The sequence below is a fragment of the Pseudomonas sp. S2_E01 genome (assembly GCF_054668365.1).
Window position 1 is genome coordinate 582299 of the sequence record NZ_CP162762.1, and the last position, 24418, is coordinate 606716.

20 protein-coding genes and 2 pseudogenes are annotated in these 24418 nt (G+C 61.5%); 8 read left to right on the forward strand and 14 right to left on the reverse strand.

Features of this window, described 5'->3' with window-relative positions:
* Positions 1 to 229: 229 nt before the first annotated feature.
* From AB4O36_RS02720 to AB4O36_RS02745, 6 genes are read right to left on the reverse strand one after another with little or no spacing between them, the layout of a single operon-like run.
* Positions 230 to 1561 carry a DUF58 domain-containing protein gene (locus AB4O36_RS02720; protein WP_460141009.1) on the reverse strand — a complete coding sequence of 444 codons (1332 nt, stop codon included), beginning with the start codon at positions 1559 to 1561 and terminating at the stop codon, positions 230 to 232.
* Positions 1558 to 2559 (reverse strand): AAA family ATPase, encoded by a 1002-nt coding sequence (locus tag AB4O36_RS02725; RefSeq protein WP_460141010.1) that lies wholly within the window; start codon positions 2557 to 2559, stop codon positions 1558 to 1560. Before AB4O36_RS02725 ends, AB4O36_RS02720 begins: the two co-directional genes overlap by 4 nt.
* Positions 2556 to 3719, reverse strand: coding sequence for a DUF4350 domain-containing protein (locus AB4O36_RS02730; protein ID WP_460121478.1), 1164 nt, complete (start codon positions 3717 to 3719; stop codon positions 2556 to 2558). Before AB4O36_RS02730 ends, AB4O36_RS02725 begins: the two co-directional genes overlap by 4 nt.
* Entirely contained in the window at positions 3716 to 5263 is a 1548-nt protein-coding gene (locus AB4O36_RS02735) for a DUF4129 domain-containing protein (RefSeq protein WP_460121480.1), read from the reverse strand. Before AB4O36_RS02735 ends, AB4O36_RS02730 begins: the two co-directional genes overlap by 4 nt.
* Entirely contained in the window at positions 5250 to 6227 is a 978-nt protein-coding gene (locus AB4O36_RS02740; RefSeq protein WP_460121482.1) for a stage II sporulation protein M, read from the reverse strand. The genes AB4O36_RS02735 and AB4O36_RS02740 overlap by 14 nt, the downstream gene beginning before the upstream one ends.
* Positions 6224 to 6949, reverse strand: a complete 726-nt coding sequence (locus tag AB4O36_RS02745; RefSeq protein ID WP_460121484.1) for an RDD family protein — start codon at positions 6947 to 6949, stop codon at positions 6224 to 6226. Before AB4O36_RS02745 ends, AB4O36_RS02740 begins: the two co-directional genes overlap by 4 nt.
* Positions 6950 to 7133: 184 nt before the next feature.
* On the opposite strand from AB4O36_RS02745, the gene sbcB reads away from it, so the two are divergent.
* Positions 7134 to 8564, forward strand: a complete 1431-nt coding sequence (gene sbcB / locus AB4O36_RS02750; protein ID WP_460121486.1) for an exodeoxyribonuclease I — start codon at positions 7134 to 7136, stop codon at positions 8562 to 8564.
* Between the two features lie 86 nt (positions 8565 to 8650).
* Here sbcB and mvaT read toward each other — a convergent pair whose 3' ends face one another.
* Positions 8651 to 9028, reverse strand: a complete 378-nt coding sequence (mvaT, locus tag AB4O36_RS02755; protein ID WP_460121488.1) for a histone-like nucleoid-structuring protein MvaT — start codon at positions 9026 to 9028, stop codon at positions 8651 to 8653.
* Between the two features lie 319 nt (positions 9029 to 9347).
* On the opposite strand from mvaT, the gene purU reads away from it, so the two are divergent.
* Positions 9348 to 10196 (forward strand): formyltetrahydrofolate deformylase, encoded by an 849-nt coding sequence (gene purU, locus AB4O36_RS02760; protein ID WP_460121490.1) that lies wholly within the window; start codon positions 9348 to 9350, stop codon positions 10194 to 10196.
* Positions 10197 to 10282: 86 nt separating this feature from the next.
* A complete protein-coding gene (locus AB4O36_RS02765) occupies positions 10283 to 10462 on the forward strand; it encodes a hypothetical protein (RefSeq protein ID WP_460121492.1) in 180 nt (59 codons plus the stop codon).
* A 170-nt stretch (positions 10463 to 10632) separates the two neighbouring features.
* Here AB4O36_RS02765 and AB4O36_RS02770 read toward each other — a convergent pair.
* The 5 genes and pseudogenes from AB4O36_RS02770 to AB4O36_RS02790 all read right to left on the reverse strand — a co-directional run.
* Positions 10633 to 11629 (reverse strand): annotated as a pseudogene (locus tag AB4O36_RS02770) (lysylphosphatidylglycerol synthase transmembrane domain-containing protein).
* On the reverse strand, positions 11626 to 12402 hold the full coding sequence (locus tag AB4O36_RS02775; RefSeq protein WP_460141011.1) for a DUF2334 domain-containing protein: 777 nt from the start codon (positions 12400 to 12402) through the stop codon (positions 11626 to 11628). The pseudogene AB4O36_RS02770 and the gene AB4O36_RS02775 overlap by 4 nt, the downstream one beginning before the upstream one ends.
* The gene (locus AB4O36_RS02780) at positions 12395 to 13507 is read right to left on the reverse strand and encodes a glycosyltransferase family 4 protein (RefSeq protein WP_460141012.1); all 1113 of its coding nucleotides are present in this window, start codon (positions 13505 to 13507) and stop codon (positions 12395 to 12397) included. The genes AB4O36_RS02775 and AB4O36_RS02780 overlap by 8 nt, the downstream gene beginning before the upstream one ends.
* A 134-nt stretch (positions 13508 to 13641) precedes the next feature.
* Positions 13642 to 14406: a methyl-accepting chemotaxis protein gene (locus AB4O36_RS02785; RefSeq protein ID WP_460126564.1), complete on the reverse strand. Its 765-nt coding sequence runs from the start codon at positions 14404 to 14406 to the stop codon at positions 13642 to 13644.
* Positions 14407 to 14499: 93 nt separating this feature from the next.
* A pseudogene (locus tag AB4O36_RS02790) lies at positions 14500 to 15531 on the reverse strand (HAMP domain-containing protein); the annotation flags it as partial.
* 166 nt (positions 15532 to 15697) lie between these two features.
* Here AB4O36_RS02790 and AB4O36_RS02795 point away from each other — a divergent pair.
* Positions 15698 to 17179: a helicase HerA-like domain-containing protein gene (locus AB4O36_RS02795; protein WP_460141013.1), complete on the forward strand. Its 1482-nt coding sequence runs from the start codon at positions 15698 to 15700 to the stop codon at positions 17177 to 17179.
* A 10-nt stretch (positions 17180 to 17189) separates the two neighbouring features.
* Here the strand turns inward: AB4O36_RS02795 and AB4O36_RS02800 are convergent, their stop codons facing one another.
* A complete protein-coding gene (locus AB4O36_RS02800) occupies positions 17190 to 17645 on the reverse strand; it encodes a DUF721 domain-containing protein (RefSeq protein WP_460121503.1) in 456 nt (151 codons plus the stop codon).
* A 307-nt stretch (positions 17646 to 17952) separates the two neighbouring features.
* Between AB4O36_RS02800 and secA the strand changes: the two genes are divergently transcribed.
* The 4 genes from secA (at position 17953) to AB4O36_RS02820 (ending at position 23743) form a co-directional block, all read left to right on the forward strand.
* Positions 17953 to 20688, forward strand: a complete 2736-nt coding sequence (gene secA, locus AB4O36_RS02805; protein WP_460141014.1) for a preprotein translocase subunit SecA — start codon at positions 17953 to 17955, stop codon at positions 20686 to 20688.
* Positions 20689 to 20808: 120 nt separating this feature from the next.
* Entirely contained in the window at positions 20809 to 22026 is a 1218-nt protein-coding gene (argJ, locus tag AB4O36_RS02810) for a bifunctional glutamate N-acetyltransferase/amino-acid acetyltransferase ArgJ (RefSeq protein WP_460141015.1), read from the forward strand.
* A gap of 137 nt (positions 22027 to 22163) precedes the next feature.
* Complete coding sequence (locus AB4O36_RS02815; protein ID WP_460121508.1) at positions 22164 to 22796, forward strand: glutathione S-transferase family protein; 633 nt, start codon at positions 22164 to 22166, stop codon at positions 22794 to 22796.
* The gene (locus tag AB4O36_RS02820; RefSeq protein ID WP_460141016.1) at positions 22793 to 23743 is read left to right on the forward strand and encodes a Nudix family hydrolase; all 951 of its coding nucleotides are present in this window, start codon (positions 22793 to 22795) and stop codon (positions 23741 to 23743) included. The genes AB4O36_RS02815 and AB4O36_RS02820 overlap by 4 nt, the downstream gene beginning before the upstream one ends.
* 102 nt (positions 23744 to 23845) lie before the next feature.
* Here AB4O36_RS02820 and AB4O36_RS02825 read toward each other — a convergent pair whose 3' ends face one another.
* Complete coding sequence (locus tag AB4O36_RS02825; RefSeq protein WP_460141017.1) at positions 23846 to 24415, reverse strand: cob(I)yrinic acid a,c-diamide adenosyltransferase; 570 nt, start codon at positions 24413 to 24415, stop codon at positions 23846 to 23848.
* Positions 24416 to 24418 lie beyond the last annotated feature (3 nt).

Here is a 24418-nt window from a genome sequence, read left to right on the forward strand (position 1 = left end):
AGGCACCCCGGGCTTCCAGACAACCCGCGTCATCGTTGACGACCATCGCGACGGTTCGACGCCTCGACATGCTCGCTCCCACAGTTGATCGGCGCCGTCCTGTAGGAGCCAGCATGCTGGCGATGGAGGCCCAGACACCACGGGCTTTCAGACAACCTGCGTCATCATTAACGACCATCGCGACGGTTCGACGCCTCGACATGCTCGCTCCTACAGAGATCGGCGTCCTTCAGAACACTCCAGCCTTTTTCCATTCCAGATACCGCGTCACCAGCGCCGCACCCAGTTCATGGGGGGTGGCGTCCAGCACTGGCACCCCATGGGCGTTTAGCCGCTCATGTACGTCGGCCCGCGCATTGAGCAGGTCCACCGTCCCGCAATAGGTCAACGCTTGCGACAACGTTTGCACCGATGTCTGACGCAGGCTGTCGAGCAGCTCTTCGCGAAGGCTGGTGACCAGCACCCGGTGCTGTTTGCCCAAACGCTGCACCGCCGTGAGCAGGTCGTCATCGTCTTCGTCGCGCAGGTTGGTCACGAGCACCACCAGCGAGCGGCGTTTTTGCCGGGCCAGCAGTTGCGTCACCGCCGCCTGGTAGTCGGCGCTGCGTTGGCTGCTGTCGAGGTCATAGACGGTGTTGAGCAGCACATTGAGCTGCCCGGCACCCTTGCCCGGTGCCAGGTAGCGCAATTGCTCGGTGGCGAAGGTACTCAGGCCCACCGCGTCGCCCTGGCGCAAGGCGACATAGCTGAGCAACAGGCAGGCATTGAGGGCGTGATCGAAATGCGTCAGCTCACCATCCTGGCTGCGCATGCGGCGGCCGCAATCGAGCAGGAACACGATTTGCTGGTCGCGCTCGTCCTCATACTCGCGGGCAATCGGTGTGCGTTGCCGTGCCGTGGCTTTCCAGTCGATCTGGCGCAGGCTGTCGCCTTCGCGAAATTCGCGCAGTTGATGAAACTCCAAACCCAACCCGCGCCGTTGCCGCTGACGCACGCCCAGTTGGCTGAGCCAGTTGTCCACCGCCAGCAATTGGCCGCCGTAAAGACGAGCAAAATCCGGGTAGACGCGAGTGCTGCCGGGCACGCTGGGCAAGCGTTTGTCGGTCCACAGGCCCAGGGGGCTCGGCAGGTTGATTTCACAGCGCTCGAAGGTGAAGTGCCCGCGATTGAGCGGGCGCAGGCGATAACCCGCCTGAGTATGCTGACCCGGTTGCAGCTCGACCGACAGCGGCAGGTTCTCGAAACTCAGGCCACCGGGCACATGATCGAACAGCTCGACAGTCAGCGGTTGGGTAAAGTCATGTTCGACCTCCAGCCGCACCTCGCTCCAGCGACCCAGCGCCAGGCTGCCGGGCAGTTGTCGTTTGATGTGCGGCGATGGCAGGCGTCTGACCCGCCATGCATCGATTAACGCCAGGGCCAGCAACGCCAGCAGCAACCCCCAGTTGATCGACAGCAGCGTTCCGGGAACGCCGACCTCCAGTGCCCGCAATGCGCCCAGCACAATGGCAATGGCGAGCAACAGCGCCAGCCAGCCCAACAGCAGGCGCGAAGGTTTCACAGGCGCGGTGCCGGCACTTGATCGAGCAACTGGCGCAACACCTGATCGACCTCCAGCCCTTCGATGTCCAGCTCCGGGGCAATGCGCACGCGATGGCGCAACACGGCCAGCGCACACCCTTTAACGTCATCCGGAATCACGAATTCGCCGCCGCGCAGCAAGGCCCGCGCCCGTGCGCAGCGCACCAGGGCGATGGAGGCTCGAGGGCCGGCACCCAGGTTCAGGCCCGGCCAATGGCGAGTGGTGCGAGCCAGACGCACGGCGTAATCGAGGACCTGATCGTCCAGGGGCAGATCGCTGGCGATGCGCTGCAAGGCCAGCACGTCCTTGGCCTGCAACACCGTGCGCAGCGGCTGAACGTCGAGCATGTCGGCGCGGGTCGAACGGCTGACCTGGCGGACCATCTGCAACTCCTGCTCGGCATCGGGGTAACCCATGCGTACCTTGAGCATGAAGCGATCCAGCTCGGCTTCCGGCAGTGGGTACGTGCCTTCCTGTTCGATGGGGTTTTGCGTGGCGAGCACCATGAACGGTTGGGCGATGGGCAGGGCGCGGCCTTCCAGGGTGACCTGGCGTTCCTGCATGGCCTCGAGCAGCGCCGCCTGGGTTTTCGCCGGGGCACGGTTGATCTCGTCGGCCAGCAGCAAATGGGTGAACAGCGGCCCCTTGCGCAGCTTGAATTGCTCGGTCTGCAAGTCATACACCGCGTGCCCGGTGACGTCGCTGGGCATCAGGTCCGGGGTGAACTGGATGCGCGCGAATTCGCCACCAAAGCAGCGTGCGAGTGCGCGCACCAGCAGAGTCTTGCCCAGCCCGGGCACGCCTTCGAGCAGCACATGGCCGCCAGCGATCAGGGCGCAGAGGACGTCGTCGATCACCGTGTCCTGGCCGATGACCACTTTTTGCAGCTCCGCCCTGATTGCCTGGGCCAATTGAATGGCACGCAGGCGTTGCTGCTCGGCGTGGCTCGGCGTACCGGGCTGGGTCTGTTCACTCATAAGGCGTTCCTCAAGGTTTGCAAGTGGGCGACCTGGCGGCTGAATTCAACGCTGGACAGCCGTTGTTTGCCTCGCGGGCCCATGGCCTGGCTGATGGCGCGGGTGGGCTGGCCGGTCAGGCGTGCCAGTACCAGCCATTGTTCGGCGACGCCCAGTTTTTCAAAACCGGGATGACGTCGGCGTACCCGTCGCAGGATGTCGTGCTGCAAGGCTTGCAACAGGTTGGCTTGCGCGCCGCGCCGCCACATGAAATCGGCGCTGGCGCGCAGGTGTTCGTGAAGTTGCCGGCGGGCCCGTGGTGCGGGCTCGATCAAGGGCCCGTGGCGCACGCCGACGCGCCACAGGCCCATGACGATCAGGGCGGCGAGGGCCACCAGTGCTTGGGGGAAGTACCGCAGCAACAGGGTCAGCAGACCGTCGTGATCAGTGTTGAACATCAGGGTCACGCGGGTATTGGCGGTCAGGTACCAGAGCAGCCACGCGTTGTCGTATCGCTCGATGGCGTTGTTTTTCCAGAGGTCGGCATCGGTGACGACGGTGATCGAACCGAGCCCGTGGTTCAGTTGCATCATGTGGGTGGCCTTGGCGCTGTTCGCCCAGGCTTGCGCCAGGTTGTGCGGGTCTTCGAGGTGGAAAGTGGTGCGAAAGCTCGCGTAGGCGGGGGCGTCCTCGTCCTCAAGATAGAGCTTGGTCAGTTTCGGGTAGGGGTCCTGCTCGGCCTGCGGTGGCGCGTCCTTCAGGTCGTCGCTGAGCAACTGGTGAAGCTGCACGCGGTCGAGCAGCGGGTCGTGGCTGCGACCCAGTTTTTCATCCCAGATCGACTCGGCGATAAAGAGCAGTCGCCCGCCAGCGCGGGTCCAGTTCAGCACTTGCTCAATCTGGCGCGGGGTCATGCTGGAGCGATCGCCGAGCAACAGCAGGCTCTGCTCGCGCGGTTCCAGGGTCGGCAAGACGTCGAGTCCATTGGCATGGCTGACACTCAAGCCCTGTTTGCGCAAAAAGGCTTCGGCGGCCAGGTAAGGGTTGGCCGCAGCCTCGGGTGAAGGGCCGTGGTCGACTTCCTCCTGATAGGGCGTCGCCCTGGCATACAGGTAGACGCTCAGCGCAACCAACAGCAGCGCAATGACCATGCCGGCGACCTGCCCAAGGCGCCGATTCAAGGTTGTGCCCCCGCACCAAAGAGGCGGCGCCAGCCCTCGCACAACGCCTGTTGCACGGACGGGGCGGGCACGCGATGCCCGTAGGCCATGTTTTGCCAATGGTGGGTAAGGTTTTGGCTGAAGGCCAGTAACTCGGGGCGTTGCAGGCGTTCGATGCGCGTCAGCACCTGGCCTTCGGTATCGGCGGGCGTCAATGCCAGGTCATATTCGTGCAGCATGTGGCTGAGCAGCGCGCGGTAAAGCAAACCGAGCGCCTCCCGGGGGTTGGATTGCCACAGGTTTTCAGCGCTGGTGGCGATGTCTGCGGGCAAGGTCTCGCGGTCAAGATCGAGGCCGAACGCCTGTTGCGGCAACGTTCGTGACGCCTTGTGGCCCCGTACCTTCGCACGCCCGCTGACGAACGCCCGCAACCAGTCACGGTAACGCCAGGTCAACCATGCGATCGCGCCGATGACGAAGCTCCACAGCAGCACTTCGATCACGCTTGCCAGCGTGCCGAGATGCTCGCTGTTCAGCCATTTTTGCAGCAACTTCAACCAAGCGGGGGAGTGACCGTCGTCCCGAGTTTCGCCCGCCGATTTGTCATCGCCGAAGCGGTAGCGGGTCACGGTCTCCCGGTTCTTGAACGGTGGCTGGTCGAGGATTGCCCGGATGTTGTCACGTGAAGCCTGGCTGGTCAGGGGTTGGTTGAGCAGGCGCGGGCTGTCGGGGCCGGTGGCCGGTTCTTCGGCCCATACGTTGGGCGTTCCCTGCACCAGAAGAAGCGCGGCCAGCAGCAGAAGCACGGCGGTGCCGTTCAGGCGTTGGCGCAGGCGGCGGAACACCAGCTCGATGTCCCAGGCCTCCAGCACCGTGCGACGGTTCAAATACAGGCTGAAACCACACGCCACGTAGATCGGCTCCCAGACCACCAGTACCAGCACGTAGAAAGCATTGGTCAGGTGTTCCAGCCAACGCCAGTCCTGGGTGGCGGCGGACAGCAGCGTCTGCCAGCCCCAGTCGATTTCAACCTGTTGCGGCAGCAGCAGGTAAAACAGCACCATCAGCCCGACCCACAACGCCGTTTCCAGGTGCACCCCGATGATCGTCAGCCAGCGCGCCGCGCCGCCGTCGCGTTGCGTGAGCACCTGCAAGCGCTGTTGCCGCTCCAGCCCAGCCAGGCCTTCGAGCTGCACCACCGGCATCAGGAAACTGCGACTCAGGCTCAGGCGCCGCCAGGTCAGGCTCGCCAGCAGCTGTGGCCTGAGCAACCGTGGCCATTGGCGCAGTGCCTGCTGCAAGGTTGGCGTTTCGCCGAACAAGGCCTTGGACAGGATGTACAGCGGCAGTCGCTCGAACGCCGGTTTCAGCCACCAGAAAATCAGCACGGCCAGGCTTGGCGAATCCCACAGCAACAGGGTCAGCAGGGCAAAGACCGGGAGGGTGATGATTGCCCAACTGCTCATCAGCAGACGGCGGTGTCGCTGGCTCAGCAGCACACCCAGGTCCATGGCTTCCCAGGTGCTGCGCGGGCGGATCACCACGCTTGCGTCACTCAGGCGCATGGCGCGTCCGCCCGGCAAACAGCAGGTACATCGCCACCAATGCCCAGAGCGCCGCGCCGACCATGTATTTGGTCCGCGGCGCAGGTCCGGTCATCGACGACCAGTAGGCTTCGATAAACGCGGCAATCAACAGAAACAGCATCACCCCACAAATCAGCAGCACACTTTTGCGCGCCGCCAGGCGTAACGCTTCGGCGCGGGGCAGGCGTCCCGGTGCGATCAGTGCCCAGCCCAGTTTCAACCCGGCGGCACCCGCCAGGGCGATGGCACTGAGTTCGAAGGCGCCGTGGCCGATCACGAACGACCAGAAGGTCTGCCCATAACCGATCTGCGTCAGGTGCCCGGCCACCGCGCCGATCATCAAACCATTGAAGAAAAGGAAAAACGCGCTGCCCAGGCCGAACAGCAAACCGCTGGCGAACGTCTGAAAAGCGATGCCGATGTTGTGCATGATGTAGAACCCGAACATCACCCAGTCTTCACTGGCGGCCCGTTCCTCCGAGCGCCCCAGGTGACCGGCAACCGGGTCGTACATGCCTTGCATTTCGCTGACCTGTTCGAAAGGAATCAGGTTGTAGACCAGGTCCGGGAACAGGTAAACCAGCAGCGCAAAGCCGATCAGGCTGCCAAAGAACATCAGGCTGGCGACCAGTACGAAGCGCCACTGCTCGCGCACCAGTCGCGGAAAGTCCGCGAGGATGAAAGCGATGATATTGGCACCCAGGTGGCTGCGGTGGCGGTACAACTGTTGATGCCCGCGCAGCACCTGCTGTTGCAACGAATCGACCAGGAAACTGCTGTAGCCACGCTCCTGCGCCAGGGCCAGGTGCTGGCAGAGCCTGCGATAGTCCTTGGCAAAACTGGCGACCCGCGAGGCGTCCTTGTTTCGCTCCAGTCGATCCAGCATCAGGGAAAACTGCGCCCATTCGGCCTTGTGGCGGTTCTCGAAGAGGCTTTGCTTCATGCCGGCCCCAGCAAACCACGGGCGACGCCATTGAGTTGTGCCAGCGCCTGTGGGGCGGGCACGTGCAAGGGTTGGGCGAGGAGGGTGGCCAGCTCGGTGACACGTGCGGCAGACAGTTCGCCCTGGCGCTCGGCAAAACCAAGGACGGCGCGTTGTTCGACCAGCGTCAGGGTAAAGGGCGCACGCAGGGGGTCGACGTCGGGCAGTTGTGGCCGGGTGACCGGCTGTTCTCGATAGACCACCAGCGTGCCGGCCGCCAGGTCGCCCAGGCGCTTGAAGTTGGGGTGTTGCAGGCAACTGATGGCGCCGAGGAAGTAGCCGAACGGCAGCAGGTCGACGAAGCGCAGCAGGTTGCGCAGCAGCGAGGCGGACCAGCCAATGGGTGTGCCGTCATCCTGAACCACACGCAGGCCCATCCAGTGCTTGCCCGGTGAGCTTCCCTGGTTGAGCACTTCGAACAGCACCATGTACCACCAGTTCACCGCGAACATCAGGATCGCGCCGAGCCCGGCACCGAGCTTGCCGAAGAACGCCAGGACCATGAACAACACGCCCACGATCAACGCGCGCAAACCCAGGTCGATGGCAAAGGCGAGAGCGCGCACCATCAGCCCGGCCGGGCGCAAGGGCAGGTCGATGCCTTCGGGCGTTTCAACCTGATGCCGCGTATCCAGTGGCGGGGACAGCGTCGCTTTCCTTGGCTGTGCTGCGGTCTCGAGCATGGGCAACCTGATGTTGAGGCCTGGTCGGGATTCTGTGTCCACCCGATGCTAGCAGTCTCTGGGGGGAAAACGACATAACTATGTATTGCACGCAGCAACGCCAGCCGTGATTGACTGCAACAACGCTGGCCGGGGCGGGATGCAAACGCCTAGACTTCGCTGATCTTCAGTTCAGGAACAGCCCGTGACCTCCATCTTCTGGTACGACTATGAAACCACTGGCATCAACCCCCGTTGCGACCGTCCTCTGCAAGTGGCAGGGCTGCGTACCGACTTCGATCTCAATGTCATAGATGAACCGGTCAACCTCTATTGCCAGCCCAGTGATGACATCCTGCCCCACCCGGCAGCGTGCGCGATCACCGGTATCACGCCGGGGCAATTGGACGAGCACGGTTTAAGCGAGGCCGACTTCATGACCCGGGTGCATGCCGAACTGGCGGCGCCTGGGACCTGTGGCGCGGGCTACAACACCTTGCGGTTCGACGATGAGATGACCCGCTACAGCCTGTACCGTAACTTTTTCGACCCCTATGCGCGTGAGTGGCAGGGAGGTAACAGTCGCTGGGATCTGATCGATGTGGTTCGCGCGGCGTATGCCCTGCGTCCCGATGGACTGGTCTGGCCCCAGGATGAAGACGGGCGGGTCACCCTCAAGCTCGAACGCCTCACCGCCGCTAATGGCATCGATCATGGTCATGCCCATGAAGCGCTGTCCGACGTGCGCGCCACCATCGCGCTGGCCCGGTTGATCCGTGAGAAACAGCCGAAGTTATACGACTGGCTGTTCCAGTTGCGCAGCAAGCAGAAGGTGATGGATCAGATTCGACTGTTGCAGCCGATGGTCCACATTTCCGGTCGCTTCTCGGCTGCGCGCAGTTATGTCGGTGTGGTGTTGCCACTGGCCTGGCATCCGCGCAACAAGAACGCCTTGATCGTTTGCGACCTGCACCTGGACCCTCAGGGCTTGCTCGATCTGGATGCCGAGACCCTGCGTCAGCGCCTGTATACCCGCCGAGAGGATCTGGCCGAGGGCGAGTTGCCGGTGCCACTCAAACTTATCCACATCAACAAATGCCCGGTGGTAGCGCCGATGTCAGTGCTGCGCGCTGATGATCAGCAGCGGCTGGGGCTCGACATGGCGCTCTATCAGGCGCGGGCATTGCGACTAAATGACGCACGGCAAGTTTGGCAAGATAAAGTCCAGGCCATTTATGCCCGCGAAGACTTCACGCAGAGTCAGGATCCGGAGCAGCAGTTGTACGACGGTTTTTTGGGTGATCGGGATCGACGTCTTTGCGAGCAAGTGCGAGCGGCAGACCCGGCACAATTAGCTCGGGAACCGTGGATGTTCGATGATGAGCGTCTACCTGAATTACTTTTTCGATATCGAGCACGTAACTTTTTCGATACCTTGAGTTTCGAAGAGCAGGAGCGTTGGAGAATATTCTGTCGGCGACGTTTGTCAGAACGTGAAATGGGTGCGCCCAATACCCTTGAAACTTTCGTAGAGGCCGCAGCCCAGTTGAAGAATACCGCTACGCCGTTTCAGCAACAGGTGCTTGGCGAATGGGATAATTATGTGCAGGCATTACGCGAACGATTGAAGCTTTGAAAATGAAAATGCCGGCCCTGAAATAGCGGGCATAAAAAAACGCCAGCAGGTTGCTGGCGTTTTTGTGTAGCAGATTGCGCGGGCGCTTAGCCCAGCAAGGTCGACCAGCCTTCAACCACGTCACCGCCCCACTTGGCTTTCCACTCTTTCAGGGTCTTGTGGTTGCCACCCTTGGTTTCGATGACTTCGCCGTTGTGCGGGTTTTTGTATTGTTTAACTTTGCGAGCACGCTTGGTACCGGTAGTTTTGACGACGCCACCACGGGGTGCCTTGGTTTTCGATTCCGGGTCCAGCAGCGCAATGATGTCACGCAGCGACTTGGAATATTCGGCCATCAGCGCGCGCAGTTTGCCTTCGAATTCCAGCTCGGTTTGCAGTTTGTCGTCTTGGGACAGGTTCTTCAAACGGGCTTGCAGCTCTTTGATGGCTTCTTCGGTGGCGCGATATTCGTTGATCAAGGACATGGGGACTACCTTATGTTGTGACGCAGAGTGTCAGGGGACAGTGCGGCAATAATAGTCAGGCTGTTTCATCAAGTAAACATTAAGCAGGGCTTTATTTGTATTAGTTGTGATGAATAGGCGATCAATTGGCAACGCAGTTAAATAATGATGCATATAGTTGGACCAAAAGAGTGCAGTCACAGACAGGCGGATATGCTCGAGCGGGTGCTTTGCATCCTTGGACTCGACGCCGCCAGCAACACAAGGTGTCATCAATACTGCAGTTTTGCTGCACAGCCGCTAGAATGGCGGCCTTTGCGAAGTTCTGGAGTTTCCCCCCATGCGCACCTTTCGGTTGGTGATTTCTTGCCCGGACCGCGTCGGTATCGTTGCTAAAGTCAGTAACTTTCTGGCGTCCCATAATGGCTGGATCACCGAAGCGAGCCACCACTCGGACAATCTCAGTGGCTGGTTCTTCATGCGTCACGAAATTCGGGCCGATTCGCTGCCTTTTGGTATCGAAGCCTTTCGCGAGGCGTTCGCACCGATTGCCGAAGAGTTCGCGATGGACTGGCGCATTACCGATACCGCGCAGAAAAAACGCGTGGTATTGATGGCCAGCCGCGAATCCCATTGCCTGGCCGACCTGCTGCACCGCTGGCATAGCGATGAACTGGACTGCGAAATTTCCTGCGTGATTTCCAACCATGATGATTTGCGCAGCATGGTCGAGTGGCACGGCATTCCTTATTACCATGTGCCGGTCAACCCACAGGACAAAGAGCCGGCTTTCGCCGAAGTCTCGCGCCTGGTCAAGCAGCATGATGCCGAAGTGGTGGTCCTTGCCCGCTACATGCAGATCCTGCCGCCAGCGTTGTGCAGCGAGTATGCGCACAAGGTCATCAACATTCACCACAGCTTCCTGCCCTCGTTCGTGGGTGCCAAGCCGTATCACCAAGCCTCTCTGCGTGGGGTGAAATTGATCGGCGCGACCTGCCACTACGTGACCGAGGAGCTGGACGCCGGTCCGATCATCGAGCAGGACGTGGTGCGCGTCAGCCACAGCGACAGCATCGAAGACATGGTGCGTTTCGGCCGTGACGTCGAGAAAATGGTATTGGCCCGTGGCCTGCGTTATCACCTGGAAGACCGCGTGCTGGTACACGGCAACAAGACTGTGGTGTTCTGATAACACCCTCGCAGGGTTGAAATTCGAAGGGCCTGGGCGTTCAATCGCTCCAGGCCCTTCGCCGTTTCTGCATCGAGGAACTGATCATGGCTGACCCGCTCGACAAAGCGACATCCCGCGCACCCGCAACACTGGGGGAGGGGTGTTTGAGCCGCTACGACCCCGATGACTTGAGCCCCGACGATGGCACTGAGTTTCCGGACGCGCAGGCGCTATGGGAGCAGTTGAACAAAGAAGCCGACGAAGTGCCGGCGAAATCCGACTGACTGGCACCACCTTGTTTTCCTGCAGGAGCGGACTTGTCCGCGATGGTCGTTAACGATAACGCGGGCAGCCTGACAACCAGCGGTGGTCGAGCCATCATCGCGATCAGGCTCGCTCCCACAGTAGATTTGCGCAGGACACGTAGGCAAGGGCCGCGGCTCGCGATGGCGGTTTACACGTGTTTGGGTCGCATCAGTTTTTTCAGCAACGGCCGCCCCAGCATCAGCAAAAACACCGGCCCGCCCACCACCAGGTAAAAGTAATAGGTCACCGCGCGCCAGATCAGGGATCGCTGCCGCAGCGGTGGATTTGCCGACCATGGGCGTCAGCAGCGCAGCCGAGGTCAGTTCCGCAGCGCCGGCACCGCCGGGCAACAGGCTGAATTGCCCCGCGCTGAGCGAGAGCATTTGAATCAGGAAACTCCACGCCCATTGCAGGTCGGCACCGAGACCGCGCACCGCCAGGTACAACACGCTGTAACGCAGCAGCCAATGCACGCAGGTCAGTGCAAATACCGTGATCAGGGTGTTGAAGGGCAACTTCAGTGTGTCGGTGAAGGCCGCCAGAAAATGCAGGAGTTTGCGCGCCCAACGCATTCGAGTGGCGCCTTTCACATTGAGGCGCATCAGCAGGCGCCCACTGAGGCGAATCAGCCGGCGGTGGTAGCGTGCGATGACCACACAACTGAGCAAGCCGCCAAACATTGAAACGGCGCTGACCATCAACAGCCATTCCATGCGCTCGCTGAGGTGCTGGAACAACGCATAAATCAGGATGCCCACCAGCGCGCAGAGGAAAAACAGCAGGTCGCTCAGTTGATCCATGGCAAACACGGCGCTTCCCCGCGCCGGCCGTACGCCGTTGCGCGCCAGCAGTGCCATGATCGTTAACGGTCCACCGCTGCCGCCCGGCGTGGCGCAATAGGCAAATTCCGCCGCCATCACCACGCCCAGGCTTTTCACCGGGCTGACCTTGCCCCGTTGATCTCCCAGCAACAGGCGCAGGCGCTGTGTGTTCACGAGCCAGCACAGCACAATCATGGTGAACATGATCAACAACACGCTCAGGGGAAACGCCTGCAAGCGCGCCCAGGTCTGGTTGCCGCCGAGCAGCAGGGGAATCAGGATGGCCGCGAGCAGCGCGACAAACAGCAGGATGCCCCGGCTCATGCGGCGCGACCCAGGCTTTGGCTGTGCTGCTCCAGCCAATGGGCCTTGGTCAACGGCACTCGCCCCTCGTCCAGCAAACGCCTGAGGGTGTCCAGCCAGTAGTCCCGCGAGAAGCCATGACGCATGTCCACCGGATGCACGCCCAGGCGAATCACCGGTGCCTGACGCCAGCGTTGCTCGCGCTGATCGCTCAGCAGCCTGGATACACCGCGCCGCCAGGCGCTGCGGGCGCTCCACACCAACCCCGGCGCCTGGATCCGCGCGAAGTCCGGCAGGCGATACAGGTGCTGCGCGTCGCTGGTGTAGCGCAGCGGCAACTGGCTCAAGGCCTGGCGGGTGCCTTCGCTCATCAGCCAGGCCGGAGCAACAAATCCGTGCAGCGGCCATCGGTATCGATCGAACACCTCGATGCCCGCGCACAACCGGGCGAACGCTGCATCGCGGGACAGGCTGTAGAACTCGCCTTCATGGGTATAGATGCGGCGCATGAACCAGTCTCGTGGTGTGATGGGCGGCGGGCCTTCGTCACAATGAAAATAGCCATGCAACGCCAGTTCGTCACCTCGGGCGACACGATCGTCGAGCAGGTGACGAAACCCCGGATGAGCTTCCAGGGGGTTGTGCCGGTGAAAGTCCGGCACCACCAGCCAGGTCATCGGTATATCGCCCAGGGCATCGACAGCTTCGACAAACGGCTGGTAATCGGCCCAGGTTTGCGGCGCAACGTCGTGCAGCACCAGTAGCAGGCTTGGCGTGTTCACGAGGTCAGCCATTGGCGATCAGCGGCCATTGGTTGCCCAGGACAGCGTGATAGTGCCCCAACAGACTCTGAACCACGGTGTCCCAGCAGTAATGCTGCTCGACATGGCGACGAGCCTGCCGACCCAGGTCGACGCTGCCCGAGGCGAACAACTCCCGTACCGTATTGGCCATTGCCGAGGCGTCGTTCGGTTCGCACAACAGGCCGCAGTCTGGGGTAATGATCTCCGAAAAAGCGCCGGCGGCCACGGCCACTACCGCAATGCCGCAGGCCATGGCCTCGAGGGTCACCAGGCCGAAGGTTTCCTGATCGCCGGCATGCAACAGCGCATCGGCACTGGCCATGAGCCTCGCCACCTCGGATGCCGGAAGGAAGTCATCGATCACCGTCACGTTGCCCGGTACAGCCGTCGGCATGGACGACCCCACCAGCAGCAGGTGATAGCGCCGCCCCAGGTGCGTCATGCAGTCGAGCAGCACCGGCAGATTTTTTTCCTTGGAACCGCGCCCGGCGAAAATCAGCAAGTGAGTCTGTTCGTCGATGCCCAACTGCGCGCGCAGGTCGGGATCGCGTGCGTCGGGGTGAAAGGTGTGCAAGTCGACGCCCAGGGGCTGGACGAATACATTCTGGACGCCCAGGCCGATGAGTTTGTCAGCCATGATCTGGCTCGGCGCCAGTACCCGGTCGAAGTTGCCGTACAGCTTGCTGACATAGGCCTCGACATTATTGGTGACCCAGTTGCCCATTCGGTTGCTGACCAGCAATGGCAGGTCCGAATGGTAGAAACCGATCACGGGTACATCGAGCTGGCGACGGGCATCCAGCGCCGCCCAGGCCGTGAGGTAGGGGTCGCCGACTTCAATCAGGTCGGGTTGCAGATCCTGGAGGACATTGCGCCAGGGCGCCAGGCGAAGGGGGAATCGATAACCCTTGCCAAAGGGCAGGGCGGGAGCCGGTACGGTGTAGACACCATCGGCTTCACTCAGATGCGAACCGGGAATCAGCAAGCTGTGGCGAATGCCTGACTTGATCCCCAGGCGACGATGTTTGGCATCCAGATAGGTTCGAACGCCACCGCTGGCAGGGGCGTAGAACATGGTGATGTCAGCGATATGCACGATGAGCGTCCCTCCGACCTGGTCTCTCCCTTGGTTGACCTTAATGAAGAATAGATGTTCGGTTGGGGTTTCGGGATGGTTTCACCGGCCTCATCGTCGGTCGGCGCTCCGACGATGAGGCCGTGAGTGACACCCTAGATGCGGAAACTGCCAACCAGCTGCTGCAACCGCGCCGCCTGCCGTTCAAGATCGGCGCAGGCCCGCAGCGTCGCCTGCAGGTTTTGCACCCCTTGCTGGTTCAGCGTGTCGATCTCGTTGATGTCGACATTGATGGCCTCCACCACCGCCGTCTGCTCCTCGGTCGCCGTGGCCACCGACTGGTTCATCCCGTCGATGTCGCCAATGCGTGCGGTGACGCGGTCGAGCCGCTCGCCGGCCTGGTTGGCGATCTTCACGCTGTCCTGGCTTTGGCGGTGGCTGTCGCTCATGGTGCTGACCGATTCGCGCGCGCCGACCTGCAATTGCTCGATCATGCCCTGCACCTGTTCCGCCGATTCCTGCGTGCGGTGCGCCAGGTTGCGCACTTCATCGGCCACCACGGCAAAACCGCGGCCGGCTTCACCGGCGCGGGCGGCCTCGATGGCGGCATTGAGCGCCAGCAGGTTGGTTTGCTGGGAGATGCTGCTGATGACTTCGAGAATGTGCCCGATGTTCACGGTTTTGTCGTTCAGCGACTCGATATGGGTGCTTGAGGCGCTGAGCATCCTCGACAGTTGATTCATGGAGACGATGTTGCGATCGACCACCTGCTGGCCTTCTTCGGCCAGGCTGCGGGCTTCGCTGGCCTGGCTCGATGCCTGGGCGGCGTTGCGTGCGATGTCTTGAGCGGTGGCGCCAAGCTGGTTGATCGCGGCGACGACGCTGCTGGTGCGTGAGGCTTGCTGGTCGCAGTTGGTCATCGACGAGTTGGAGGCCGCTACCACCCGCAGCGCCACCTCATTGACCTGCACGGTGGCCGAGCACACTTCACGGATGGACCCGTGAATGCGCTCCACGAAGCGGTTGAACGCGATACCGAGCTGGCCGAACTCGTCGTTGTTCTGGATGGTCAGGCGCCGGGTCAGGTCACCCTCGCCGTCGGCAATGTCGATCAGTGCGCGGGTCATGATGTGCAGCGGCTGGATCAGCAGGCGGATCAACATGCCCAGCAGGGCGATGATAGAGACCACGGCAATGACGGTAGCCACCACTGCCGAGGTGCGAAAGGCATTGAGCATCGAGTAGGCCTGTTCCTTATCCACCGACAGACCGATGTACCAGTTCACCGACGACAGGCCTTTGATCGGGGTGAACGTGACAATGCGGGTCTTGCCGTCGACCTGTAGCTCACTGACATCGTTATTGATCCGCGGCGTGCCGTCCGGGTAGGCCAGGGACAGGGATTTCATCACCAGCGACTTGTCCGGGTGCACCAGGATCTTGCCCTCAGCGTTGACCAGGAACGCGAAACCCATGCCGTTGAAGTCCAGGGCATTGAGACTGTCGATGATCATTTGCAGGCTCAGGTCGCCGCCGACCACACCGACCTGGCGCTCGCCCCTGGACACACGCTGGACGATGGAAATCACCTGTTTGCCGGTGGACACATCGGTGTAGGGTTCGGTGAGTATCGGCCCGCGACTGTTCTGCGCGTCCAGGTACCAATCCCGCACACGCGGGTCGAAACCCTCCGGCATCGTGTTGTCCGGACGGATGACGAAGTGCCCGTCCTGGGTGCCCATGAAACCGGCGACGAAGGCCGTGGTGATCGCGTTCTGTTCCAGCAACCGGCTGATATTGCCCTGGTCTGCGTTCAGTGCGATGTTTTGTGCGAGGTTTTCCACCAGCAGGCTGCGACCGTTCAACCAGGTCTGGATGTTGTTGGCCGTCACACTGCCCATTTCATGCAGGTGGTCGTTCAGGTCATTGCGGATCGCATTTCGTTGCTTATAGTCGTTGTAGAACGTAAAGGCAGTGAAGGCGAGAGTGACGATGAGGGCGGCCACAAGCAGGATCTTATGGCCAAAGCGCATATTTTTATTCATGGATCGATGTCCCGATAAGGTCTTTGGACCCACGGCGTGCTTTTATAACAGGCACGCGCATGGGCGACGGGTGAAGTCACGTTGATGGTTCCGTCTTCGCCTTAGGGGATTACCAACGACCCTTGTATCGACTGTGATCGTTCAATGTTTAACCAAGGTGGGCAAAATGCACGATTCATCGCAACTCATTATCGGCGCCGACCCTTCAGGACAGCCGATTGCCCAGGCCATGCGCCTGGCGAACCGCCACGGGCTGGTCGCAGGCGCCACCGGAACCGGCAAGACCGTCACCCTGCAACGCCTGGCCGAGGCATTCAGCGATGCCGGTGTGGCGGTCTTTGCCGCCGATATCAAGGGTGATCTGTGCGGTCTCGGTGCGGCGGGCAACCCGCAGGGCAAGGTGGCCGAGCGAATTGCGGGCATGCCTTGGCTCAATCACACGCCCCAGGCTTATCCGGTGGCGCTGTGGGACATTCATGGTCAAACCGGCCACCCCTTGCGCACCACCCTGAGCGAAATGGGCCCGTTACTGATCGGTGCGCTGCTGGAGTTGACCGACAGCCAACAGTCGGCGCTCTACGCCGCCTTCAAGGTCGCGGACCGTGAAGGTTTGTTGCTGCTGGATTTGAAGGATTTGAAGGCGCTGCTCAATCACCTGCGTGATCACCCCGAATTGCTCGGCGACGACGCGGCGTTGATGACCACAGGTTCGAGTCAGGCACTGCTGCGGCGCCTGGCGGTGCTCGAACAGCAGGGTGCCGACGCGTTGTTCGGTGAACCGGCGCTGCAACTCGAAGACATGCTGCAACCGGCGGCCGATGGCCGCGGTCGTATTCACCTGCTCGATGCCAGCCGCCTGGTGCATGAGGCGCCGAAGGTCTACGCGACCTTCCTGCTCTGGTTGTTGGCCGAGTTGTTCGAACAACTGCCAGAGCGCGGCGATGCCGACAAACCCTTGCTGGCGCTGTTCTTCGACGAGGCGCATTTGCTGTTCACCGATACGCCCAAGGCGTTGCAGGAGCGTCTGGAACAGGTGGTTCGGCTGATACGCTCCAAAGGCGTGGGGGTGTATTTCGTTACCCAGTCGCCCGGCGACTTGCCGGATGACGTGCTGGCGCAGCTTGGCTTGCGCGTCCAGCATGGCTTGCGCGCATTCACCGCCAAGGAGCAGAAGTCCCTGCGCGCCGTGGCCGACGGTTTCCGCCCGAACCCGGCGTTCGAGGCCCTGTCGGTGTTGACCGAGTTGGGCATTGGCGAAGCACTGGTGGGCACCTTGCAGGACAAAGGCACGCCGGAAATGGTCCAGCGGGTCCTGGTCGCGCCGCCGCAATCACGGATCGGGCCATTGAGCGAGACCGAACGCACCCTGCTGATCGCCGGTTCGCCGTTCAAGGGGCGGTATGACAAACCGATCGATCGCGAATCCGCCTATGAAGTGCTGATGGGGCGCAAGGACCTGGCGCCAAAACCTGAAGCGCAACCGCCAGAGGCGCAGGAGCCGAGCTTCACCGAGCAGGCCGGGGAGTTCCTGGGGACCGCCGCCGGGCAGGCCCTGAAATCGGCGATGCGACAGGCGGCCAATCAGTTGGGCAGGCAGTTGGTGCGCGGTTTGATGGGCTCGCTGTTGGGCGGCAGCAAACGCCGCTAGCCGGCAACCTTCAGGCTTTTGGCTTGGCGTGCGCCGCCAGTCGTTCCAGCGCGGCGCGCAGGTTGGGATCGGTGATGCCGTCGGCGGTGGCCTGAATGGTTGCGGCGGCATCGGTGGACAAATCTGCCGTATGACCGATCACGCCTCGTTGTACGGTGGGTGGCTGCACCTTGAACAGGATCCGGTTGAGATTGGCGAATTCCTCGAACATCTGTAGCTGGCGTTGCAGGCGTTTTTGCTGATAGCGCAGGCGGGTCGCCCAATGACCATCGGTGACAATCAGCAACAAACTGCCTTCGCGCCAGGACGCTACATGGCAATGCTCACGGGCGGCAGGCTGCAACTGGCTGTCGAGCAGGCGCTGTAAATGGCTCAGGCGCTGAGCGTGACCGAGAATGGCTTTGAGCGGCTTGGCTTCGCGAAGCAGAACGGCGGGTGCTCTGGCCGTGAGAGGGCGAAATGCCATGATCCGACACCTGAAGTAACAGAGCCGCCATGGTAGCAGAAAGCACCGCAAGCACCTGACCCATTGCTTTGCGTGCGCTTTACTCATTAAATCAACAGGTAACTTCTGCCCTCAGCGGGTTGAAGTTCAGCAAAAAGCCCTTATTTTAAGTGAGCCCCGTTACAGCGCAGTGCATGCATCGTGGAATAACGCCACTATCCTCACCATCGTTTCCGGGTAGAATGCTCGTTCGCATGCGGCCATGAGGGCTGCACGGGCGACTCACGGGGCCGCCCTCCATCCCTTTAGTGTGGAAGATCCTGCCGATATGTTTGCGCCTTTGTTAAAGAAACTTTTTGGAAGCAAGAACGAGCGTGAAGTCAAGCGCATGCTCAAGACGGTACAAGTCGTCAATGCCTTCGAAGAGCAAATGGTGGCCCTTTCGGACGATCAATTGCGCGCCAAGACTGAAGAGTTCAAGGCCCGCATCGCCAAAGGGGAAACCCTCGATGCACTGTTGCCAGAAGCCTTTGCGGTTGCCCGTGAAGCCGGCAAGCGTGTCATGGGCATGCGCCACTTCGACGTCCAGTTGATCGGCGGCATGACCTTGCATGAAGGTCGCATTGCTGAAATGCGGACCGGTGAAGGCAAGACCCTGGTGGGTACACTGGGCGTTTACCTCAACGCACTGTCCGGCAAGGGCGTGCACGTGGTCACGGTCAACGACTACCTGGCCCGCCGTGACGCCAACTGGATGCGTCCGCTCTATGAATTCCTCGGTCTGACGGTCGGCGTTGTCACGCCGTTCCAGCCACCGGAAGAAAAGCGCGCTGCCTACGCCGCCGACATCACCTACGGCACCAACAACGAATTCGGTTTTGACTACCTGCGCGACAACATGGCGTTCAGCATGGAAGAAAAATTCCAGCGCGAACTCAATTTTGCCGTGATCGACGAAGTCGACTCCATCCTCATCGACGAAGCCCGTACTCCGCTGATCATTTCCGGTCAGGCCGAGGACAGCTCCAAGCTGTACATGGAGATCAACAAACTGATCCCACAGCTGGAATTGCACGTCGAGGAGGTCGAAGGCGAAGTCACCAAGGCTGGCCACTACACCGTCGATGAGAAGACCCGCCAGGTCGAGCTCAACGAAGCCGGTCACCAGTTCGTCGAGGAGGCGCTGACCCGTCTTGGCCTGCTCGCTGAAGGGGAGAGCCTGTATTCGGCGCACAACCTGAGCCTGCTGACCCACGTTTACTCTGGCCTGCGTGCACACAAGCTGTTCCATCGCAACGTCGAGTACATCGTGCAGGACGGCCAGGTCGTGCTGGTCGACGAACACACCGGTCGTACCATGCCCGGGCGTCGCCTGTCCGAAGGTCTGCACCAGGCCATCGAAGCCAAGGAAAACCTCAATATCCAACCCGAGAGCCAGACCCTGGCTTCGACCACGTTCCAGAACTACTTCCGTCTTTACGACAAGCTGTCCGGCATGACCGGTACGGCCGACACCGAAGCGTTCGAGTTCCATCAGATCTACGGCTTGCCGGTGATCGTCATCCCGACGAACAAACCGCTGGCCCGTAAAGACTACAACGACCTGGTGTTCCTGACGGCCGAGGAGAAATACGCGGCAATCGTCAATGACATCAAGGAAAGCATGGCCGCTGGTCGCCCGGTGCTGGTGGGTACCGCCACCATCGAGACGTCTGAGCACATGTCCAGCCTGCTCGTGAAAGAAGGCATCGAACACAAGGTTCTGAACGCCAAATTCCACGAAAAGGAAGCCGAGATCATCGCCCAGGCCGGTCGCCCAGGCGCCCTGACCATCGCCACCAACATGGCCGGTCGTGGTACCGACATCCTGTTGGGCGGCAACTGGGAAGTGGAAGTCGCGTCGCTGGAAGATCCAACGCCTGAGCAGATTGCCCAGATCAAGGCCGACTGGCAGAAGCGTCATCAGCAAGTGCTCGAGTCGGGCGGCTTGCAGGTGATCGCGTCCGAACGTCACGAATCGCGTCGTATCGACAACCAGCTGCGCGGTCGTGCCGGTCGTCAGGGCGACGCCGGTTCCAGCCGTTTCTACCTGTCGCTGGAAGACAGCCTGATGCGTATCTTCGCCTCGGATCGGGTGAAGAACTTCATGAAGGCATTGGGCATGCAGCCTGGTGAAGCGATCGAGCACCGCATGGTGACGAACGCCATCGAGAAAGCCCAGCGCAAGGTGGAAGGTCGTAACTTCGACATCCGCAAGCAACTGCTGGAGTTCGATGACGTCAACAACGAACAGCGTAAAGTGATCTATCACATGCGTAATACGTTGCTGGCCGCCGACAACATCGGTGAAACCATCGCCGATTTCCGCCAGGACGTGCTCAATGCCACCGTCAGCGCGCACATCCCGCCGCAGTCGCTGCCCGAACAGTGGGACGTCGCAGGTTTGGAAGCCTCCATTCAGAGCGATTTCGGTGTGGCGCTGCCGATCCAGCAGTGGCTCGACGAAGACGATCACCTGTATGAAGAAACCCTGCGCGAGAAGCTGATGCAGGAGTTGATGACGGCGTACAACGAGAAAGAAGACCAGGCCGGCGCCGAGGCGCTGCGCACTTTCGAGAAACAAATCGTTCTGCGTGTACTGGACGACCTGTGGAAAGACCACCTGTCGACCATGGATCACCTGCGTCACGGTATCCACTTGCGTGGTTATGCACAGAAGAACCCGAAGCAGGAATACAAGCGCGAGTCGTTCACGCTGTTCTCCGAGCTTCTGGATTCGATCAAGCGCGACTCGATCCGCGTGCTGTCGCACGTTCAGGTGCGTCGCGAAGATCCGGCCGAGGAAGAGGCGCGTCTGCGCCAGGAAGCCGAGGCACTGGCTGCACGCATGCAGTTCCAGCACGACGAAGCGCCCGGCCTGGAACAAGTCGAGCAGTTGGGTGAAGAGGTCGATGTTGCCCTCGCCACCGCACCGGTTCGCAACGAGCAGAAGCTGGGCCGCAACGAGCTGTGCTACTGCGGTTCGGGCAAGAAATACAAGCATTGCCACGGGCAGATCCAGTAAAACCCGTTACATACGCTGAAATACCCGCGCCGCGACCGGCTCTTGCCGTCGCGGCGTTTTGCCATTTACACCACCGCTCTCGTTGAGCGGTGCAGACATCATCTAGTGAGGAGCGCATTCATGGCTGTTGGTCTTGGTCCTTTGCCTACGTTGCACCCGGTTGCCGGTTTTGAACTCGGTATTGCCTCGGCCGGCATCAAGCGTCCCGGGCGCAAGGATGTCGTGGTCATGCGCTGTGCCGAAGGTTCGACGGTTGCCGGTGTGTTCACACTCAACGCTTTTTGCGCGGCGCCGGTGATCCTGGCCAAGCAACGCGTGCAAGGCCCGGTGCGTTACTTGCTGACCAACACCGGCAATGCCAACGCCGGTACCGGTGAGCCAGGCCTGGCCGCCGCCGAGCGCACCTGCGCAAAACTGGCTGAACTGACCGGTGTCGACGCCAGCATGGTGCTGCCGTACTCCACGGGTGTGATCGGTGAGCCGCTGCCGGTCGAGAAGATCGAAGGTGCCTTGCAAGCGGCCCTCGACGACCTCTCGGTCAACAACTGGGAAGCCGCCGCCACCGGTATCATGACCACCGACACCCTGCCCAAAGGTGCGAGCCGCCAGTTCCAGCACGACGGCGTGACCATCACCGTCACCGGCATCAGCAAGGGCGCGGGCATGATCCGCCCGAACATGGCCACCATGCTCGGCTACATCGCCACCGACGCCAAAGTGGCTCGTGACGTGCTGCAAAATCTGATGCTGGACGGTGCCAACAAGTCGTTCAACCGCATCACCATCGATGGTGATACCTCGACCAACGACTGCTGCATGCTGATTGCCACCGGTCAGGCCGCTTTGCCGGAAATCACCCGCGCCGAAGGCGAGCTGTTCGCCAAGCTCAAGCAAGCGGTGTTCGAAGTGTGCATGGATGTCGCCCAGGCCATCGTTCGTGACGGCGAAGGCGCGACCAAGTTCGTCACTGTCGAGGTCAACGGTGGCGGCAATCACCAGGAGTGCCTGGATGTCGGTTACACCGTGGCGCATTCGCCGCTGATCAAGACGGCGCTGTTCGCCTCCGACCCGAACTGGGGGCGTATCCTCGCTGCGGTTGGCCGTGCCGGCGTGCCGGACCTGGACGTGAGCAAGATCGACGTGTTCTTGGGCGACGTCTGCATCGCCAGCCGTGGCGCCCGCGCCGCCACCTACACCGAAGCCCAGGGCGCGGCGGTGATGCAGCAGGAAGAAATCACCATCCGCATCGAACTGGGCCGTGGTGATTGCAGCGAAACCATCTGGACGACCGACCTGTCCCACGAGTACGTGAAAATCAACGCTGAGTACCGTACTTAAGATCGCGTCGACCCCATCGCGGGCAAGCCCGCTCCTACAGAGATCTGCGTTGGCCCTGTAGGAGCGAGCTTGCTCGCGATGGCGGCTTGCCAGTCAATGAGTAACTGGCCTGCTTACCCCATCAAAAGGTCCCGACCATGAGCCTGCACCTGATCATCGGCGACAAACTGTATTCCTCCTGGTCCCTGCGCGGCGCCCTGGCCCTCGAGCTGGCCGGTGCCCCGTACACCGAAGAGCTGATCAAGCTGAACCAGCCGGACACCCGCGAACGCATCCTCAAACACTCGCCAACCGGCAAGGTCCCTCTGCTGAAAACCGAACACGGCACCATCGCCGACTCCCTGGCGATTGCCGAGTACCTGGCCGAGCAGTTCCCCGATGCCGCGCTCTGGCCCAAGGACATCGCCGCGCGCGCCCAGGCCCGTTCGGCCTGTGCGCAGATGCACGCCGGTTTCTTCGCGATGCGTGCCAATATGCCCTTCGACCTGAGCCGCGATGCACCGCTGTCGCCGGTCCCGGTTGATGTACAGGCCGATGTCGAACGCATGCTGGCGCTTTGGGCCGAATGTCGCGCCGCAGCGACCGAAGTCGGTCCGTTTCTGTTTGGTGGTGCGACCCTCGCCGATGCGTTTTTCGCCCCGATTGCCGTGCGCCTGCGCACGTATCAGGTGAAGTTGCCGGCGGCGGATGAGGCCTATGTTGAAACGATCTACCAATGGCCGGCTTTCAAGGCGTGGCAACGGGCAGGTCTGGAGGAGATTGGGCAGTGAAGCGAGTTCATGTCGCCGCAGCGGTCATTCGTGACCCAAGCGGCAAGATTCTGATTGCCCGCCGTGCAGACACCCAGCACCAGGGTGGCCTGTGGGAATTTCCCGGTGGCAAGGTCGAGGCGGAGGAGTCCGTTGAGCGCGCCCTGGCACGCGAGCTTCACGAGGAGTTGGGAATTGTGGTGGTCACGGCCCGTCCGTTGATCAAGATCCATCACGACTACCCGGACAAGCACGTGCTGCTGGATGTCTGGGAAGTCTCGGACTTCACCGGCGAGCCCCACGGCGCCGAAGGCCAGCCGCTGCAATGGGTGGCACCCCGTGATCTTTCGAGCTACGAGTTTCCGGCGGCCAATCAACCGATCGTGGCCGCTGCGCGGTTGCCTTCACAGTACCTGATCACCCCTGAAGACCTTGAGGCCCCGGCGCTGCTGCGTGGCATGCAAAAAGCCATTGCCGGCGGCATCAAGCTGATCCAGCTACGGGCACCCAGCGGCTACGACCCCAAGTACCGCGATCTGGCAGTCGACGCGGCGGGGCTGTGCGCCGGGAAGGCTCAGTTGATGCTCAAGGGGCCTTTCGAGTGGCTGGGGGATTTCCCCTCGGCCGGTTGGCATATCACCGCCGCCCAGTTGCGCAAATATGCAGCGGCTGGGCGCCCGCTGCCGGCCTCGCGCTGGCTGGCGGCGTCCTGCCACAATGCCGAAGAACTGGCGTTGGCTGAACAGATGGGCGTGGACTTCGTGACCCTGTCGCCCGTGCAGCCGACCTTGACCCATCCGGATGCCCAACCGCTGGGCTGGAAACAGGCGTCGAGCTTGATCGCAGGTTTCAGCAAGCCGGTGTTTCTGCTCGGTGGCGTCGGGCCGGCTGAGCTGCAGAAGGCCTGGGAAGCAGGGGCGCAGGGTGTGGCGGGGATTCGGGCATTTTGGCCTGATTCCGTGGTGTAGCTGCTGGCCTCATCGCGAGCAAGCTCGCTCCTGCAGGTTTCGTGTTCGACACGGTCACTGTGGGAGCGGGCTTGCTCCCGAAGGCGTCCTCACAGACGCCACTTAAACCTCAGGCTTGACCGCCGCCTCCCACAAAATCTCCGCCACCCCCTGCCGCCGCGCAATCACCCGCGCCACCACAAACAGCAAATCCGACAACCGATTGATGTAGGCCAGCCCCACCCCAGCCAACGGCTCCAGCGCATTCAACTGCTGGCAGCGCCGTTCAGCAGTGCGCGCCAGGCTGCGGCATACGTGCGCCTGGGCGATCAACGCCGAACCACCCGGCAAAATGAAATTCTCCAGCGGCCCCAGTTCTTCATTCCACAGATCGATTGCCGATTCCAGGCGATCGATTTCCGCCATGTTCAGTGCCTGATACTCCGGCATTGCCAGTTCGCCCCCGAGGTCGAACAAGCGATGCTGACAGGGCGCCAGCACTTCGATCACCTCGTTCAAAGCCGGCTCAGTCGCCAGCCCGGCCAGCAACACGCCCAACTGGCTGTTCAAGCTGTCCACCTCGCCAATCGCCTCGATGCGCGGGTGGTCCTTGGGGACGCGCCGACCGTCGCCCAGTCCGGTTTCGCCTTTGTCGCCAGTGCGGGTGTAAATCTTCGACAAGCGAAAACCCATGGG